The sequence below is a fragment of the Streptomyces sp. NPDC006544 genome (genome assembly GCF_040611715.1).
Classification (GTDB): domain Bacteria; phylum Actinomycetota; class Actinomycetes; order Streptomycetales; family Streptomycetaceae; genus Streptomyces.
In genome coordinates this window covers 1-16,694 of sequence record NZ_JBEXOV010000029.1, presented here as the reverse complement: position 1 = coordinate 16,694, position 16,694 = coordinate 1, and the positions used below count along the sequence as shown (strand labels likewise).

At 73.3% G+C, this 16,694-nt stretch carries 12 protein-coding genes; 4 read left to right on the top strand and 8 right to left on the bottom strand.

Annotated features, from left to right (window positions below; all coding sequences use genetic code 11):
* Positions 1-232 precede the first annotated feature (232 nt).
* The gene (locus ABZY44_RS16160) at positions 233-1,135 is read left to right on the top strand and encodes a helix-turn-helix transcriptional regulator (protein ID WP_356654122.1); all 903 of its coding nucleotides are present in this window, start codon (positions 233-235) and stop codon (positions 1,133-1,135) included.
* A gap of 120 nt (positions 1,136-1,255) precedes the next feature.
* Here ABZY44_RS16160 and ABZY44_RS16155 read toward each other — a convergent pair whose 3' ends face one another.
* Positions 1,256-2,803 carry an ice-binding family protein gene (locus ABZY44_RS16155; protein WP_356654120.1) on the bottom strand — a complete coding sequence of 516 codons (1,548 nt, stop codon included), beginning with the start codon at positions 2,801-2,803 and terminating at the stop codon, positions 1,256-1,258.
* A gap of 531 nt (positions 2,804-3,334) precedes the next feature.
* Here ABZY44_RS16155 and ABZY44_RS16150 point away from each other — a divergent pair.
* Positions 3,335-4,018 carry a histone deacetylase gene (locus ABZY44_RS16150; protein WP_356654118.1) on the top strand — a complete coding sequence of 228 codons (684 nt, stop codon included), beginning with the start codon at positions 3,335-3,337 and terminating at the stop codon, positions 4,016-4,018.
* Positions 4,019-4,118: 100 nt separating this feature from the next.
* Here the strand turns inward: ABZY44_RS16150 and ABZY44_RS16145 are convergent, their stop codons facing one another.
* The gene (locus ABZY44_RS16145) at positions 4,119-6,212 is read right to left on the bottom strand and encodes a PIG-L family deacetylase (RefSeq protein ID WP_356654116.1); all 2,094 of its coding nucleotides are present in this window, start codon (positions 6,210-6,212) and stop codon (positions 4,119-4,121) included.
* Between the two features lie 457 nt (positions 6,213-6,669).
* Between ABZY44_RS16145 and ABZY44_RS16140 the strand changes: the two genes are divergently transcribed.
* Positions 6,670-9,657: a bifunctional [glutamine synthetase] adenylyltransferase/[glutamine synthetase]-adenylyl-L-tyrosine phosphorylase gene (locus ABZY44_RS16140; protein ID WP_356654114.1), complete on the top strand. Its 2,988-nt coding sequence runs from the start codon at positions 6,670-6,672 to the stop codon at positions 9,655-9,657.
* Between the two features lie 115 nt (positions 9,658-9,772).
* Here the strand turns inward: ABZY44_RS16140 and ABZY44_RS16135 are convergent, their stop codons facing one another.
* From ABZY44_RS16135 to ABZY44_RS16125, 3 genes are all read right to left on the bottom strand, one after another.
* On the bottom strand, positions 9,773-10,780 hold the full coding sequence (locus tag ABZY44_RS16135; protein WP_356654112.1) for a hypothetical protein: 1,008 nt from the start codon (positions 10,778-10,780) through the stop codon (positions 9,773-9,775).
* Positions 10,777-11,301 carry a SigE family RNA polymerase sigma factor gene (locus ABZY44_RS16130; RefSeq protein ID WP_356654110.1) on the bottom strand — a complete coding sequence of 175 codons (525 nt, stop codon included), beginning with the start codon at positions 11,299-11,301 and terminating at the stop codon, positions 10,777-10,779. The genes ABZY44_RS16135 and ABZY44_RS16130 overlap by 4 nt, the downstream gene beginning before the upstream one ends.
* Positions 11,302-11,624: 323 nt before the next feature.
* Positions 11,625-12,365: a protein phosphatase 2C domain-containing protein gene (locus tag ABZY44_RS16125; RefSeq protein WP_356654108.1), complete on the bottom strand. Its 741-nt coding sequence runs from the start codon at positions 12,363-12,365 to the stop codon at positions 11,625-11,627.
* A 193-nt stretch (positions 12,366-12,558) separates the two neighbouring features.
* On the opposite strand from ABZY44_RS16125, the gene ABZY44_RS16120 reads away from it, so the two are divergent.
* Positions 12,559-14,160 (top strand): amidohydrolase, encoded by a 1,602-nt coding sequence (locus ABZY44_RS16120; protein ID WP_356654106.1) that lies wholly within the window; start codon positions 12,559-12,561, stop codon positions 14,158-14,160.
* 107 nt (positions 14,161-14,267) lie between these two features.
* On the opposite strand, the gene ABZY44_RS16115 is transcribed toward ABZY44_RS16120, so the two are convergent.
* From ABZY44_RS16115 to ABZY44_RS16105, 3 genes are all read right to left on the bottom strand, one after another.
* A complete protein-coding gene (locus tag ABZY44_RS16115) occupies positions 14,268-15,173 on the bottom strand; it encodes a phosphatase PAP2 family protein (RefSeq protein ID WP_356654104.1) in 906 nt (301 codons plus the stop codon).
* A 116-nt stretch (positions 15,174-15,289) separates the two neighbouring features.
* Complete coding sequence (locus ABZY44_RS16110) at positions 15,290-16,330, bottom strand: LacI family DNA-binding transcriptional regulator (protein WP_356654102.1); 1,041 nt, start codon at positions 16,328-16,330, stop codon at positions 15,290-15,292.
* 25 nt (positions 16,331-16,355) lie between these two features.
* The coding region (locus ABZY44_RS16105; protein WP_356654100.1) for a DUF3459 domain-containing protein at positions 16,356-16,694 on the bottom strand (339 nt) is incomplete at its 5' end.

The following is a 16,694-nucleotide window of genomic DNA, read 5'->3' as shown; positions in this document are numbered from 1 at the left end:
GGCATGCAGCCGCCGGCCCTGAGTCGTCTCAAGCGCCCCGGGCGGCCGTATGTACGGACCGGCATATTGCGCAGAAAACTCGAAGGCGGGAGGAAGTCATATCAATCCAAAGTCGTTCTTGACGCGGCTTGTGCAACCCTGAACGACACGCCGAAAAAGACGGGGGACGCCGGCCCCGGCCGTGACAATCTGCTGGCCGTCGCAAGTTTTTTGATTCGGAGGTACACGGCCCGTGGGTGTCGATTTCAATCCCACCGTCAGCAGGCGCCGGTTGGGATCGGAGCTCCGTCGGCTCCGGGAGATGAGGGGCATGACCACGCCGCAGGTGGCGGAGAGCCTGCTGATCTCCCAGCCCAAGATCAGCCTCATGGAGAACGGCCGTCGCCTCATCAAGCCGCGCGACGTACGCGATCTCTGCGGGCTGTACGGAGTCCAGGACCGACGGCTCGTCGACCATCTGATGGAGCTGGCCCGGGAATCGGGGCAGCAGGGCTGGTGGGATGCCTACGGCGACATCCCGTACGGCGCCTACATCGGCCTGGAAGCCGAGGCCGCGGCGATCCGATGCTACGAGCCCCTCGTGATCCCCGGCCTGCTGCAAACTCCCGCCTACGCCCGGGCGGTCATCGCAGGAACGATCCCTCAGGGCGCAGCCGACGAAGTCGCCACACGCCTCCAGGTACGGCTGCGGCGCCAGCGCCGACTGGACGTCCGGGGCAAGCCGCTGCGCTTGTGGGCCGTGCTGGACGAATCGGTACTGCGGCGCGTCGCAGGGAGCCGAGAGGTCATGCGCGAGCAGCTGGAGCATCTGACCCACCTCGGAGCCCAGCCGAACATCACCGTGCAGGTCCTTCCTCACGACGTGGGGGCGCACCCGGGTGTCTCGGGACAGTTCGCGCTGCTCGAGTTCGCCGACGTCGCCGACGTGAGCGTGGTGTATTTGGAAAGATTCGCCAGCGATCTCTATCTGGAGAAACGATCCGACGTGCAGACGTACAGCGATATGTACGCACACCTGCAAGCGCAGGCGCTGAGCCCGGGGAGCACCCTGCATTTCATCAACGACGCCATCCAGGGGTACGTGGGTACGGACTTCTCGCGAGACGCCCGCACGCGGTCTGGGCCGGGCCCCTGAACGCCGAGCGGTAGGCGTCCCGGCATCGAGGACCGAGCCCCCGGACGACGTGTCCGGGGGCTCGGATCTTTCGGCACCGTTCGGTCAGAGGCGTGAGGCCGTCACGCCCGCCTGTGGCGGCTAGTCCTGTCGAGTCGTCGTACCTCGGCGGGTCCTCTTCATCGCGAAGAGGGCCGAGCTACCGAGGAACACCAGCGCGGCCGCGGACGCGGCCAGGATGCCGGTCCCGGTCCCGCTGCCGCTCGCGCCGGTGGCGGCGAGATCGGGCGAAGCCCCCTTCGGCTGCCGATCGACGGTGGCGCTCACCGGGGCGAAGTTGACGCTCTTGGCCGTGCGGCCGGGAAGCGCGTGGCCCAAAGCGTCGTCGAAGCCGCCCGGCAGGAAGCCGGCCCACGGGGGCTTGCCCTGGTCGTGGTCGTCGTGACCGTGGCCCGGCTTGCCCTGGTCGTGGTCGTCGTGACCGTGGCCCGGCTTGCCCTCGTCGTGGTCGTCGTGACCGTGCCCCTCCTCGCCCTCGTCGTCCCCGCCGTGGTCGTGGTCGTCGTCGCCGCCGTCGTCGCCGTGGTCGTCGTGACCGTGGCCGTGTTCGCCTTCGTGGCCTTCGTGGCCTTCGTGGTGGCCGTGATGACCGTGGTCGCCCGAGTCGCCCTTTTCACCCTTTTCACCCTTGTCGCCGCGAGGCCCCTTGGGCCCTGCGGGTCCAGCAGGTCCGGCGGGCCCAGCAGGTCCCGCGGGGCCGGCGGGTCCGGCGGAACCGGTGGGTCCGGGTGCGCCGGGGCTGCCGCTGGGTCCGGGGGATCCCGTAGGTCCGGGGGCGCCGGTCGGGCCGGGCGCACCGGTCGGGCCGGCGGAACCGGTGGGTCCGGGTGCGCCGGGGCTGCCGCTGGGCCCGGGAGATCCCGTCGGGCCGGGCGCACCCGTAGGTCCGGGCCCACCCGTCGGGCCGGTCGAACCGGTAGGCCCGGGGGATCCCGTGGGGCCGGGCGAACCCGTGGGCCCGGGGGATCCCGTAGGTCCTGGCGAACCCGTCGGCCCGGTCGGCCCGGTCGGGCCAACGGCGCAGGTCGGCCTCGTGATGGTGTTGTTGTCCAGGGTGACCGCGCCGTTGCGCGCCAGGGCGCGACCTTCGATCACGGCGCTGTTGTTCAGCGAGATGGACTCCAGCGCCAGGATCGTGCCCTTGAACTGGGTGGTCGTGTCGAGGGTGGCGGAGCTGCCCACCTGCCAGAACACGTTGCAGGCATTTGCTCCGTTGATGAAGGCCACGGTACTCGCGGGAGCCGTGTTCAGTGTTGAGGGGATCCTGAAGATGAAGACGGAGTTGGGGTCGTTCTGGCCGTCGAGAGTCACCGTTCCGGTGAGTTGAATGAACGACGGGGCCGTGTAGACGCCGGGTGCCAGTGTCAGGCCGCCGATCTCGGACGAAGCGAGCACGGCTCCGGGCCCCCGGCCCGCCGCGTCGTCGTAGGCGACGACGAGGTCGGACTTCGCCTGACCGGCGGCGGCGTTGGGAGCCACGCGCTGCACTCCGTTGACGATGCCGGGCGGGAAACCGGTCACCGAGGTGCCCGGATAGAGCCCCAGGTCGCCGTTGATGATGGTGGGGTTCGTGTTGGTGATCGTCGAACCGGCCAGGACCGCGTAACTGGTGGCGGTCCCCAGCCCCACGGGGGCTTCCGCGGCGTGAGCGAGGCTCGGGGTGAGGGCGACCGAGGCCAGGAGTACTGCGGGGAGCAGGGCGAAGGCCCCCCGTCTGAGCAGATCGCGTTGAAGGCTTGTGGGGGGTGGAGCCGTCCGGATGACATCCGCTGCCATAGCAGGACCTTTCTTGTCGCTGGTCAGGGCCGCCGGCCCGCTGCCTGTGCCGACACGCGGGCCCACCCCGGGCGGGAAACGCAGACCTGCTCCGCGCCAGAGGTGGTGATGGATCATCAGGTGAGAGCTTTCCCGCATATTTCGCAGCAATAGTCTGGAAATAAGGAAAAGCGACTATTTGGGTGACGTGGCGTCAGGAAGGCGCATCCGGGGCGTGGTGGAGCCCCGTACGTACTCGCTGCGCCGCCGAGCGGGGGAGCGCTGTGCTGCTACCGGCTCCGGGAAGACCGCGCCCGTATGGTTGACCAGCGGCGGGCGTGGTGAGACCTACGTGGATCAGCAAGCACCCGCGGGCCCGGAGCCGTCTCACGCGAGGAACAGAGCATGGTCGTCCACACCGTGGTTCCTCTCGCCGCCGAAGCCGAAGCCGAGGCTCACGGCGCCCCCGAGCGCGTCTGGTACGCGGCGTACGGCTCCAACATGCACATGGACCGGCTGGCCGCCTACCTCGCCGGTGGGACACCGCCCGGTGCGGCCCGCGCCTATCCAGGCTGCCGCGACCGGCGGGCGCCGGAGCGGTCGGTCGCCGTCGAGCTCGAGGGGCGGCTCTACTTCGCCACCGAGTCCCCGGTGTGGACCGGCGGCAGGGGTTTCTACGATCCGACGGCGCCCGGCCGCATGCGGGTGCGGGCCCACCTCGTGACCCCGGGTCAGCTGTCGGACATCGCCGCACAGGAGATGTACGAGGAGCCGGGCGCTGACCTGGACCTGACCACGGTCCTGCGCCGGGGACGCGACGCGTTGGGGCCGGGGCGCTACGAGACGCTGATCTGTCCGGGGACGGTCGAGGGCATCCCCTTGCTGACCTTCACCGCCCCCTGGACCCTCCGGGACGTCGAGCCGCTCATGCCGTCGGCCGCGTACCTGCGGTACCTGGCCGGCGGCTTGCTGGAATCGGGGCCGTGGGAGGAGCCGGACATCGCCGACTACCTGTCCGCCTGCCCCGGCGCGGCCGGCAACTGGACCGCGGCCCACGTCCTGGAGCTCCTCACGGGAGGCGACGGGTGAGGTCCCGCTCCCGGTACCGGGCGGGGGCGGGACCTCGGGGGCGCGACCTCGGGGGCGGGCTTCGCGCGCCGGGTGCGAGGGGTGTGCGGAGTGCTCGGGGTCACGCCGGCGGGACCGCGCGGTGCCAGACCGGGCGGGCCTGGGTGGGGTGGGCCGTGGTGACGTGGAGTTCCGCGTCCAGGCCGAGGACCGCCGTCGTGGTGGCGCCGCCCTGTTCCACGGTGCCCGCCGGGGCGCCCGCGAAGAGCATCCCGGACTCCGTCCAGGCCGGCGGCCCGCCGAGGCCCGTCGTGCTGACGGTGCCCGAGTCGGCGCGGCCCGACAGGAGGCGGCCGGCCACGCCGATCGCGCCGTAGCCGGCCCGGCCGCCGGCTTCCGTGATGCTGGAGACGGCCGGCTTCGCGCTGCCGGCGCCCGCCGTGACCAGGGCGGTGCGCACGACGCCCGAATCGGGACGCCGGAAGAAGAGGCGGACGCCCGCGCCCTCCTGGGCCACGGTGAGGGGCACGGTGGTGGCCGGCAGCCCGGTCGGGAAGGGCCCGGCCAGCGGGGCGTCCGGGGCGGGCTGGATCCAGGCGAGCACGGACTGGGTGGTCGCGGCGTAGACGTGGCGCCGCCCGGCCGAGTCGGTGGCCGTCACGGGGTCGCTCTGCAGGTCCGCGCCGCCGAGGGACTGCCAGTCGCCGAAGCTGCCCGAGGGCTGCTGGACGCGGGCGCGCAGGGTGCGGCGCGCGTCGCGGACGTACACGGTCAGCCGGCCGTCCCGGTCGGCGGCCGCGGAGGGTGCGCTGATCGAGGAGGTGCCGTCCTCGTCGCTGGTCTCGGGGGTGCCGAGCGAGACCCACTCCCCGAAGGGTCCGCCGGGCTCGGACTGGGCGGTGTAGACGATCTCGCGACGGTAGTCCTGCGGCTGTTCGCCGAAGACGGTGCGGGTGGCGAGGACCGCGACGCGCCCGTCGGGGTAGCGGGTGGTGGTGGCGCCCGGGTCGATGCCGGTGCCCGGCAGCAGGGCCGGGCCCTGCCAGGCGGCGCCGGGGCCGGTGCCGGCCCCGCGGTTCCAGACGGCCATCTGGCCGTCGAGGACGGCGAAGGCGTACAGCCGCCCGGGCGTGCCCTGGGCCAGCCAGGAGGCGTTGTCGGCGCGGGCGTAGCGCAGCGACTGGGCCCAGTTGTGGCCGGTCGGGCTGCCCGCGACCTTGCGGTCGCCGCAGCCGGAGGGGGACCCGCAGTAGTTCTGCTTGTCGTGCCAGGCGTACGTCTTGAGGAAGCCGGTCTTCGTCTCGGCGGTCTGCGGGTCCAGCGAGTGCGGCAGGGTGCCGTTGTGGTAGCCCAGGTAGCTCTGGACGGCGAAGTGGGGCCGCTCCCCGACCGGGACCCGCGCGGCGTACGAGGCCGCGCCGGCCTGCGCGAACCGGGCCCCGTACATGTGGTCCTGGTGATCGGTGTACCTGCCGGTCTCGGCGTACCGCCCCGGCGTCGGGTCCTGCATCCGTATCGTCGTCGGCCGGTACCGCTCCAGGACCGCGGCTATCGCCGCGATGACCTGGTCCTTGGTGTACGTGTGCCCCTGCTTGACGGGGGTGCCGGTGGCGAGCTGGGGCACGAGCGCCGGTATCCGGCCGTACCAGAGGCCGCGCAGGCTGTCCGGCGTGTCCGCGACGGGGGCGCGGGACTCGCGCATCTGCAGCCAGACCAGGTTCACGTTCGGCTTGGCGACGAGGACGTCGAGCTCGGCCTGGCCGCCGCCCGCCGTCGGTATGACCGTGCGACGCCACGCGCTGGTGCGCTCGCCGGTGGCCATCTGGGCGTAGGCGGAGCGTATGCCGTTCTGCCGGGCCTCCGAGTAGTGGCCGCGGTCGGCGGGCTGCTCCGGGTCCTTGGCCGCGCCGCCGCCGGCCTCGTTGCGGCCGTCCGCCTCGCCCGAGGTGAGGTACAGCGTGGTGAGCGGGGTGCCGCTCAGCAGGGAGCGGCTGAGGTCCGGGTTCATGAAGAACAGGTCGTCGTCGGGGTGGGCGACGATCTGGAGGACCGATCCGGCGGTGGTGCTCGCGGGCAGGGCGGCCGTCGGGTCCGTTCCGGGGTTGCCTTCGGCGGCCGTCTGCTGGCCGGAGGCCACGGCGAGCACGCCGGTGACTCCGACGGTGAGCATCGGGAGCACGGTGGCGAGGAGGAAGCGGCGGCGGGATACGGGCATCGGTTTACGCCTCGGGGTCGTTCCGGCGGAAGAGAGGACCGCCGATCAGCCGCGGGGTCGGGGCGGCCGGTCAGTGTCGGTCAGTCAATGAGAGGTCAATACGGGCAACTTGGTTCACTCGGTCGGCCGATGACTTCTGATTTCCGGAAGTGACCCTCTTTGGTGGTGTATTGTGCGTGTTTCGTGTGCGTATGTGACCGACATGTGGACGCCGTTCGTCCGCCGGTACACCCCGGAACGCCCCCTCGAGGGGCCGCCCGGGGCCGCCCCGCCCGCCCCGCCCGCCACGTCCCGGTGCCCGGGCCCGCACCCGTCCCGGTGAGTCGAACGCCTGCTCCGGCTAGGCTTCCCCCGGGCGATCACGGACCGCGCCGCGACCACCGGGCCCCCGGCGGCCACGGAGCCGCGAAGCGCCCGGCCAGGGCAGAGGCAGCCGACGTACGCGGGAGGCGGCGGGATGACAGTCCCGGGACGCAGGAGCAGTACCTTCAGCCGGCTGCTGCGCAGCGGCTTCATCGACCTCTCCGCCGCCACCCGGCTGCTCGACTCCGAGGCGCTGGCCACCGTCCGCCACGACCCGGTCCTCCTCGACGCCCTCGGCGCCACCGCGGACCCCGACCTCGCCCTCCTCGGGCTCGTCCGGCTCGCCGAGGCGCAGAGCGACGACGAGCGGCCCCTGCTCCTCGACACCCTCGTCAGCGCCAAACCGCTCCGCGACCGCCTCCTCGGCGTGCTCGGCGCCTCCGAGGCGCTCGCCGACCACCTCGCCCGCCACCCCCGGGACTGGCAGGCCCTCGTCACCTACGAGGCCGCCGACCTGCACCCCGGACTCCCCGAGTTCGAACAGGGCCTGGCCGGCGCCCACGACCCCGTCGCCCTGCGCATCGCCTACCGCCGCTGCCTGCTCTCCATCGCCGCCCGCGACGTCTGCGGCACCACCGACGTGGCCCAGGCCGCCGCCGAGCTCGCCGACCTCGCCACCGCCACGCTGCGCGCGGCCCTGCGCATCGCCGGCGCCGCCGCCCCCGAGGACGCGGCCGCCTGCCGGCTCGCCGTCATCGCCATGGGGAAGTGCGGCGGCCACGAACTGAACTACGTCTCGGACGTCGACGTCATCTTCGTGGGCGACGCCACCCCCGGCACCGACGAGGGCAAGGCCGTCCAGGCCGCCACCCGTCTCGCCTCCCACCTCATGCGGATCTGCTCCGAGACCACCGTCGAAGGCACCATCTGGCCCGTCGACGCCAACCTCCGCCCCGAGGGGAGGAACGGTCCGCTCGTCCGCACCCTCGCCTCCCACCTCGCCTACTACCAGCGCTGGGCCAAGACCTGGGAGTTCCAGGCCCTCCTCAAGGCCCGCGCCGTCGCCGGCGACGAAAGGCTCGGCGCCGAGTACGTCGAAGCCATAACCCCCCTCGTCTGGCAGGCCGCCGAGCGCGAGAACTTCGTCGCCGACGTCCAGAAGATGCGCCGCCGCGTCGTCGACAACATCCCGGCCGCACAGGTCGACCGCGAACTGAAACTCGGCCCCGGCGGCCTGCGCGACGTCGAGTTCGCCGTCCAGCTCCTCCAGCTCGTCCACGGCCGGTCCGACGCCACCCTGCACTCCGGCAGCACCCTCGACGCCCTGCACGCGCTGGCCGCCGGCGGCTACGTCGGGCGCGCCGACGCCGCCCAACTGCACGACGCGTACCGGTTCCTGCGCGCCATGGAACACCGCATCCAGCTCTACCGGCTGCGCCGCACCCACCTCGTCCCCGAGGACGAGGCCGACCTGCGCCGCCTCGGCCGCTCCATGGGCCTGCGCACCGAACCCGTCGCCGAGCTCAACAAGGCCTGGCGCCGGCACGCCTCCGTCGTCCGCCGCCTCCACGAGAAGCTCTTCTACCGCCCGCTCCTCGACGCCGTCGCCCAGCTCGCCCCCGGCGAGACCCGGCTCTCCCCCCGAGCCGCCGGCCAGCGCCTCGAAGCCCTCGGGTACGCCGACCCGGTCGCCGCCCTGCGCCACCTCGAAGCCCTCGCCTCCGGCGTCACGCGCAAGGCCGCCATCCAGCGCACCCTGCTGCCGGTCCTCCTCGGCTGGTTCGCCGACTCCGCCGACCCGGACGCCGGCCTGCTCGGCTTCCGCAAGGTCTCCGACGCCCTCGGCAAGACCCCCTGGTACCTGCGGCTCCTGCGCGACGAGGGCGCCGCCGCCGAGAACCTCGCCCGCGTCCTGTCCGCCGGCCGCCTCGCCCCCGACCTGCTGATGCGCGCACCCGAGGCCGTCGCCCTGCTCGGCGACCCCGAAGGCCTGGTACCCCGTAGCCACGAGGCCCTCGAACAGGAGGTGCTCGCCGCCGTAGGCCGCGCCGCGACCCCCGAAGCGGGCGTGGCCGCCGTCCGCGGAGTCCGCCGCCGCGAGCTGTTCCGCACCACCGCCGCCGACATCATCGGCTCCTACGGTACGGAGGACAACCCGGCCGAGGAGGACCACGGAGCCCTGGTCGACCGGGTCGGCGACGCCCTCTCCGACCTCACCGCCGCCACCGTCGCCGGCGCCCTGCGCGCCGCCGTCCAGGGGCAGTGGGGGGACACCCTGCCCACCCGCTTCGCGATCATCGGTGTCGGCCGCTTCGGCGGCCACGAGCTCGGCTACGGCTCCGACGCGGACGTCCTGTTCGTCCACGAACCCCGCGAGGGGGTCGAGGAAGAGGTGGCCGCGAAGGCCGCCCAGGCCGTCATCGCCGAGATGCGCAGGCTCCTCCAGCTGCCCACCGCCGACCCGCCGCTGCTCATCGACGCCGACCTGCGCCCCGAAGGCCGCTCCGGCCCGCTGGTGCGCACCCTTCCCTCCTACGCCGCCTACTACCGCCGCTGGTCCCTCACCTGGGAGTCCCAGGCGCTGCTGCGTGCCGAACCCGTCGCGGGCGACGCCGAGCTCGGGGCCCGGTTCATCGAGCTCGTCGACCCGCTGCGCTACCCGATGGAGGGCCTCGGGGACGACGCGACCCGCGAGATCCGCCGGCTCAAGGCCCGGATGGAATCCGAACGCCTGCCCCGCGGCGCCGACCCGACCCTGCACGCCAAACTCGGCCGCGGCGGGCTCAGCGACGTGGAGTGGACCGTCCAACTGCTCCAGATGCGGCACGCGTGGGCCGAACCGGGCCTGCGCACGACCCGGACCCGAAGGGCCCTGGCCGCCGCCCACGCGGCCGGGCTGATCCCGACCGAGGAGGCGCAGATCCTCGACGAGGCCTGGGTACTGGCCACCCGGGTCCGCAACGCCGTGATGCTGGTCCGCGGCCGCGCCGGGGACACGTTCCCCTCCGACGCCCGCGAACTGGCGGCGGTCGGCCGCTACCTCGGCTACGCCCCGGGGCGGGTCGGCGAAATGCTCGACGACTACCGGCGCATCACCCGCCGCGCCCGGGCCGTGGTGGACGAGCTGTTCTACGGCGCGTAGGCCTCGCGGGCGCCGCGGTGCGACGCCCGTACGGCCCCTGCCCGACGCCTGTGCGACGCCCGGGACCTCGCCGCCGACCCCTGTACGGCGGCGAGGTCCCACGCGCCCGTCCGGGCTACGGGATGGTCTTGTCGTAGCCCTTGTCCTGGGTGGAGTCGTAGACCTGCTTGCCCTGGGCGTCGTAGCCCTTGATCCGCGGGGCCTCGGTGACGGCCCGGTCCAGGACGCCGGTGGCGGCGAACCAGCCGCGGTCGAGGGCGGCTTCGACCGTGGCGCCGCCGTATCCGACGGTGACCCGGGCCACGTCGGGGGTGACGGTGCCGATGCTGCCCCAGCGGTACGGCAGCTGCCAGGCGCCCTCGGAGCGCATCCGCTGCAGATAGAGCTTGCCCCCGTTGATGTCGGGGGCGACCGGCCACGGCACCGGATCCGAGCCCGCGCCGGTGGAGGTGTTCAGGCTGCTCGCCTCGCCCTCCTTGATCCCGCAGATGATCCGGGCCGGCGAAGGAGCGTCCTTGACGGCGACGATGAACTGGCCCTCACCCGGCGAGTTGTCGTTGCCGGGGCTGCGGAGCGCGAGCAGGATCCGGTATTCGGCGGCCCTGCCCGGATCGGGCCGGACGTACGGCAGTTCGGCGGAGTGCTGCCGGTCGTAGGCGAGGCACTTCTCGAGCCCGGCGGCCGCCTCCTGGAGGGTGATCCCGTCGGTGAGCTGCCCGGGGGTCGCGGGTGCGGCCGGTCCAGGGGGCGGCTGGGGGGACGGCGGGGCCGTGCTCGGTCCCGGTCCGTCGCCCGCCACGGACACCCGCTCGGCCGGGCCGTCGTCGCCGGCGCCGTAGCCGGCGAAGGCGAGTGTCGTGGCCGGTACGACGGCGAGCACGAACAGGGCGGCCCCGGCCACCGCCAGCCGGCGCCGGCGCGCCGCGCGGCCCTGCCGGACGATCTCCGGGTACGGTGCGGCGGCCGGCCGCACGCCCTCGGCGCCCCGGGCCATCCACTCGCGCAGGTCCCCCTCGAACTCGTCGCCCCGCGGGCCCCCGTGAAGGCGGCCGAGCCCCTCGGCCCGCCCGCTGCCCCGCCCGTCGCGCTGCCCGTCGCCCCGTTCGCTGCCCTGCCCGTTCACGCGGCCGCCCCCTCGTTCCTCGTCGCGATCCGGTCCAGTCCGGGCCAGGCCCGCAGTTTCACCAGGGCCTTGGACGCCTGGCTCTTGACGGTGCCCTGGGAGCACCCCAGGACGTCGGCGGTCTCGGCCTCGGAGAGGTCCTCCCAGTACCGCATCACCACCACCGCCCGCTGGCGGGCGGGCAGTTGGGCCAATGCCTCCATCAGCACGCTGCGTTCGTCGGCCCACGCCACGGCGTTGTCGCGCACCGAGGTGTCCGGCACGCTGGCCGTCAGCCGCTCGGCGACCCGGCGCTTGCGGAACCGGTCGCTGTTGCACGTGACCAGCATCCGGCGGACGTACGCCTCGGGGCTGTCCATGCGCGCCACGCGCCGCCACGACCGGTACGCCTTCGCGAGCGCGGCCTGGGTCACGTCCTCCGCGTCGTGCGGATCGCCCGTCAACAGGTACGCGGTCCGCACCAGATGGGTCCAGCGCGCGGCGACGAACGAGTGGAAGTGGGCTTCTTCCTCGGCTTGCATGGGCACCTCCTTCGCCCCCTTGACCACCACCCGCCCGGATTCGGTTGCCCCGCGGGGCGGTCGAATTCCTCACGGGATCGCGGCCGGGGGTCAGGCGGCCTCGGTCGCGGGCCGGGCGCCGGAGCCCGGACCGGGGTCCCGGTCGGGTTCGGGGTCCTGCGCCGGTGCGGGTTCCACGGCCGCGACCCGTACCGGGGAGCCGGTCGGCAGGGACTATGGGCCTACGAGCCAGTCGAGTTGATCGTATGCACCCGACCGGGGGAGGGGGCCGGCGGCGTGGCCGGGCCGGGTCGTCCTTTCCCCGGCCCGCGAGGCGGTCGGCGTCACGCGCCGATGCGTACCAGCGCGAGGGTGATGTTGTCGGGACCCCCGGCCTCGATGGCGGCCTTCCACAGCTCGTAGGCCGCCTTTCCGTCGTCGTACATCCGCAACAGCTCGTCGACGGCCTCGTCCGGCACCGGGTCGGTCAGCCCGTCGCTGCACAGCAGATAGCGGTCGCCCGTGGACAGCGGGAGGGTCGCCACATGGGGCGTGACGGTGCTGTGCCCGCGCCGTCCGCCCAGCGTCTGCGTCACGGCCGACGTGGTGCGCTGACCCGGCTCCGGCAGTGGGCTGTCGTCCACGCTGACCTGGCGCAGCCCGTCCGGGGCCGCGTGGAACACCTTGCTGTCGCCCACGTTGAACACCAGCAGCGAATCCTCCAGGACGAGGGTCCCGGCCACCGTGGTCCCCATGGCCGTCAGCTCCGGGCGGCCCGCCGTGGCCGAGAACACCGCGTGATTGCAGAGGTCCAGGGCGTTCTCGACGGCTCGGGCGCCGTCCAGCGAAGGGCCGAGCAGGGAGAGCTCGCGGACGACCAGCTCGCTGGCGACCTCGCCGGCCGGCTGGCCGCCCAGCCCGTCGGCGACCGCGACGACGAGCGGTCTGCCGAGGGGGAACAGAAGCGTCTGGGGGCTCGTGGTCGTGGTCCCGCACAGTGTCCACGGTCCGACGACCAGGCTGTCCTCGTTGTGCTCGCGGACCAGCCCGACATGACTCAGGGCGGTCACGGCTATGTACGCCACGATGACGTCCCGCCTCTCCGCAACGGCAGACGCGTTCCTCACCCCATTGTCACGCCACTCGGCACGCGGCGCGTGACCGGAGGAAGCCTCCGACCTCCCCGACACCTCCGACACCTCCGACACGACCCGTACCCCACACCACCGACGTCACCGACACTTCCGGTACCACCGGTACCCCCGAAGGAGAAGCGCCGTGCCCGCTGCCGACACCGTCCTCACCGGAGCCCGCGTCCGCACCCTCGACCCCGCCCGCCCCGAGGCCCGCGCGGTAGCCGTCCTCGGCGGCACGATCGTGGCCGTCGGCGACGAGGCCGACGTACGCGACTGGCGCGGCCCCGGCACCGTGGTGACCGGCCTCGACGGAGCCACCCTCACCCCCGGACTCACCGACGCCCACAGCCACCCCGTCTGGGGCATCGAGATGGCCACCGGTACGGACCTCTCCGCCGTCACCGACCTGGACCGGCTCCGCACCGCCCTGCGTACGGCCGCCCGCGGCCCCGGCGGCTGGATCCTCGGCTACGGCCTCGAGCACAACGCCTTCGGCGGCCGCCCCGTCGACAAGGCGCTGATCGAGGACGTCCTCGACGGCGCCCCCGCCTTCCTGCGCCTCTACGACGGCCACTCCGCCCTGGCCTCCGGCGCGGCCCTGGCCGCCGCCGGGATCACCGGCCCGCGCGCCTTCGCCCAGCGTTCCGAGATCGTCTGCGACGGCGCCGGGCGGCCCACGGGCCACCTGATCGAGCAGGCCGCGATGGACCTGGTGGGCTCCCTCGCGCCGAAGCCCGCGTACGCCGAGCGCCGGGTCCGGCTCACCCGGCTGCTCTCCGACATGGCCGCCACCGGGCTGACGGGCGCCCACGTCATGGATCTCGGGGCCGGGGACGTACCGGCCCTGCTCGCGACCGTGGAGTACGAGGGCGATCTGGCGCTGCGGCTGAACCTGTCGCCGTGGTGCATGCCGGGCGCGGGCCCCGACGAGCTGGAGGAGCTGATCGAGACCCAGCTGCTCGGCGGCCGCCACTGGCGGGTCGGCGGCGTGAAGTTCTTCATGGACGGCACCGTCGAGGGAGGCACCGCCTGGCTGGAGCACGCCGACTGCCACGGCCAGGGCACGGAGGCCTTCTGGCCGGACCCGCAGGCCTACGCCGGGGCGCTGCGGGTCCTCGACGCGGCCGGGGTCCGCACCGCGACCCACGCCATCGGCGACGCGGCCGTCCGGCACGTCCTGGACACCGTGGCCTCGCTGGGCGCGCAGGCCCGGATGCGGCACCGGATCGAGCACATCGAGACGGTCCCCGACGGCCAGCTGAAGCGGTTCGCGGAGCTCGGGGTGATCGCCTCGATGCAGCCGCCGCACACCGCGTACACCCGGGCCGACCAGAGCGACGAGTGGTCCAGGCGGCTGGGGGAGGAACGGGCGGGCCGCGCCTGGCGGTGCCGGGACCTGCGCGAGGCCGGTGCGGTCCTGGCCCTGGGCTCGGACTGGCCGATCGCCCCCTACGACGCCCGCCGGGTACTGGCCGTGGCCCGCAGCCCGCGCGGTGCGGCCTCGGCGGGTACGCCGGCGGGGACGGGGGCGGCGCTGACCGGGCTGATGGCCCTGGAGGGCATGACCTCGCACGCCGCGCTGGCGGCGGGGGAGGAGCGGGTGGCGGGCCGGATCGCGCCCGGCTTCCGGGCCGATCTGACGGCCTTCGGGCTGGATCCGGTGGAGGCTCCGGCGGACGAGCTGGCCGGGGCTCCGGTCCGGCTCACGATGTCGGGCGGGCGGATCACCCACAGGGCGGGCTGAGGTTCCGCGGGGGGCCTCCTGGCACGGGAAGGCCCGCAAGAGGGAGGCCCGGCCCGTGGACGGCTCCGCGTGGCCCGGGGGCCCCGGGCCTCAGCGCCCTGAGCGGCTCAGCGCTTGAAGCGGCTCAGCGCCGGGTGGTTCAGCACGGCCGTCGCCACCGGGTGGCGGCCGGTGTCCTCGGGCCGCCGCGGCAGCCGGTGCGGGAGGGACCCGTACCAGGCGCGGGAGACGGCGAAGCCGAAGGCCAGGCAGAGCATGCCGCCCGCGGCGTCGAGCCAGAAGTGGTTGGCGGTGGACACGATCACGATCAGCGTCGTCGTCGGGTAGAGCAGGCCCAGGATCCGGGCCCAGGGGGCGGAGGCGACCGCGAAGATCGTCAGCCCGCACCAGAGCGACCACCCTATGTGCATGGAGGGCATGGCCGCGTACTGGTTCGACATGTGCTTGAGGTTGCCGGAGGCCATGGACCCCCAGGTGTGGTGGACCAGCACGGTGTCGACGAAGTCGTGCCCGTTCATCAGCCGGGGCGGCGCGAGCGGGTAGAAGTAGTAGCCGACCAGGGCCACGCCCGTGGTGGCGAAGAGGACGAGCCGCGTCGCCGCGTAACGCCCGGGATGGAAGCGGTAGATCCAGACCAGCACGCCGATGGTCACGACGAAGTGGAGCGTGGCGTAGTAGTAGTTCATGCCCACCACGAGCCAGGTCACCGAATTGACCGCGTGATTGACCTTCTCCTCCACGGCGATGCCGAGCGCCCGCTCCACCTTCCAGATCCAGTCGGCGTTCGCGAGCGCGGCCGCCTTCTGCTCCGGCACGGCGTTGCGGATCAGCGAATACGTCCAGTAGCTGACCGCGATGAGCAGGATCTCGAACCAGAGCCGGGGCCGCCGCGGAACGCGCATCCGGGAGAACCGGGCACGCTCGGAAGACTCCGGGCGGTTCGCGCCCTCGGCCACGACAGGTGACGAGAGGTCCGTCCGGGTATCCAGTGTCTTCACGCTCGCTTCACCCATAGGGAAAGAGTCTGCCAGATGGCGTACTCGCCTCCGATCATCCCTTGGGACGGTCTTGGGCGCAGCATCTCCCCCTCGTGGACGAGCGGAGCCCTTGTGTCCCTAGGGGTCTGCGATCAGGGGCGGGCGGGGCCCCGGCCCTGCTGCGGCCCCGACGCGGTCGACCCGCGGACCACCAGCTCGGGCAGGAAGACGAACTCGCTGTGCGGTGCCGGCGTCCCGCCGATCTCCTCCAGCAGGGTCCGGACGGCCGCCTGGCCCATGGCCTGGACGGGCTGGCGGATCGTGGTCAGCGGCGGATCCGTGAACGCTATGAGCGGGGAGTCGTCGAAGCCCACGACCGAGACGTCCTGCGGCACCCGGAGCCCCTGCTGCCGGGCCGCCCGGATCGCGCCGAGCGCCATCATGTCGCTCGCGCACACCACCGCCGTGCAGCCCCGCGAGATGAGCGCGGACGCGGCGGCCTGGCCGCCCTCCAGCGTGTAGAGGGAGTGCTGGACGAGCTCCTCGATCTCGTCCTCGGCGAGTCCGAGCCGCTCCTTCATGCCGAGCCGGAAGCCCTCGATCTTGCGCAGGACGGGCACGAACCGCTTGGGTCCGACGGCCAGTCCGATCCGGGTGTGCCCGAGCGCGGTCAGGTGGGTGACCGCGAGCTGCATGGCGGCGCGGTCGTCGGGGGAGACGAAGGGGGCCTGCACCTTGTCGGAGAACCCGTTGATGAGGACGTACGGAACGCCCTGCCCGCGGAGTTGGTCGTAGCGGCCCATGTCGGCCGTGGTGTCCGCGTGCAGTCCGGAGACGAAGATGATCCCGGAGACCCCGCGGTCGACGAGCATCTCGGTCAGCTCGTCCTCGGTGGACCCGCCGGGCGTCTGCGTGGCCAGCACCGGCGTGTACCCCTGCCGGGTCAGCGCCTGGCCGATGACCTGGGCGAGCGCCGGGAAGATGGGGTTGTCGAGCTCGGGGGTTATCAGCCCGACGAGTCCCGCGCTGCGCTGGCGCAGTCGTACGGGGCGTTCGTAGCCGAGCACGTCGAGGGCGGCCAGCACGGATTCACGGGTGCCTGCGGCCACACCGGGCTTGCCGTTGAGCACGCGGCTGACTGTGGCTTCGCTGACCCCCGCCTGGGCTGCGATGTCGGCTAGCCGTGCGGTCACGGGATTGGACTGTACCGGTCGCACGCTACAAAGCCCACCAAGTGCACGAGTCCGAGGGCAGCCGCACGGTCCTGCCGTCCGTCTCCACCGGAGCGCTGGAGAGTACGGGGCGCCCGGGGGCGGGAAGTTCGAGCGGGGCGGGCCGGGTGTTGAGGGTGCAGGCGAAGCCGGGGCGGGTGAAGAGGAGGACGCCCTCGGGCGCGGGGAGCCAGGTCAGGGGCCCGGCCTCGGGGGCGCCGAGGCCCGGCAGGGCGCGGCGCAGTTCGAGGGCCGCGCGGTAGAGCTCGAGGGTGGAGTGGGGGTCGCCGGTCTGCGCGGCGACGCTCAGGCCGGCCCATGCGGCGGGCTGCGGGAGCCAGCTGCC

Bases quoted from the DNA above. Each gene is read 5' to 3' on its own strand.
- ABZY44_RS16150 (WP_356654118.1), top strand. From the start codon at position 3,335: ATGGTCGTCCACACCGTGGTTCCTCTCGCCGCCGAAGCCGAAGCCGAG.
- ABZY44_RS16145 (WP_356654116.1), bottom strand. From the start codon at position 6,212: ATGCCCGTATCCCGCCGCCGCTTCCTCCTCGCCACCGTGCTCCCGATG.
- ABZY44_RS16140 (WP_356654114.1), top strand. From the start codon at position 6,670: ATGACAGTCCCGGGACGCAGGAGCAGTACCTTCAGCCGGCTGCTGCGC.
- ABZY44_RS16130 (WP_356654110.1), bottom strand. From the start codon at position 11,301: ATGCAAGCCGAGGAAGAAGCCCACTTCCACTCGTTCGTCGCCGCGCGC.
- ABZY44_RS16115 (WP_356654104.1), bottom strand. From the start codon at position 15,173: ATGGGTGAAGCGAGCGTGAAGACACTGGATACCCGGACGGACCTCTCG.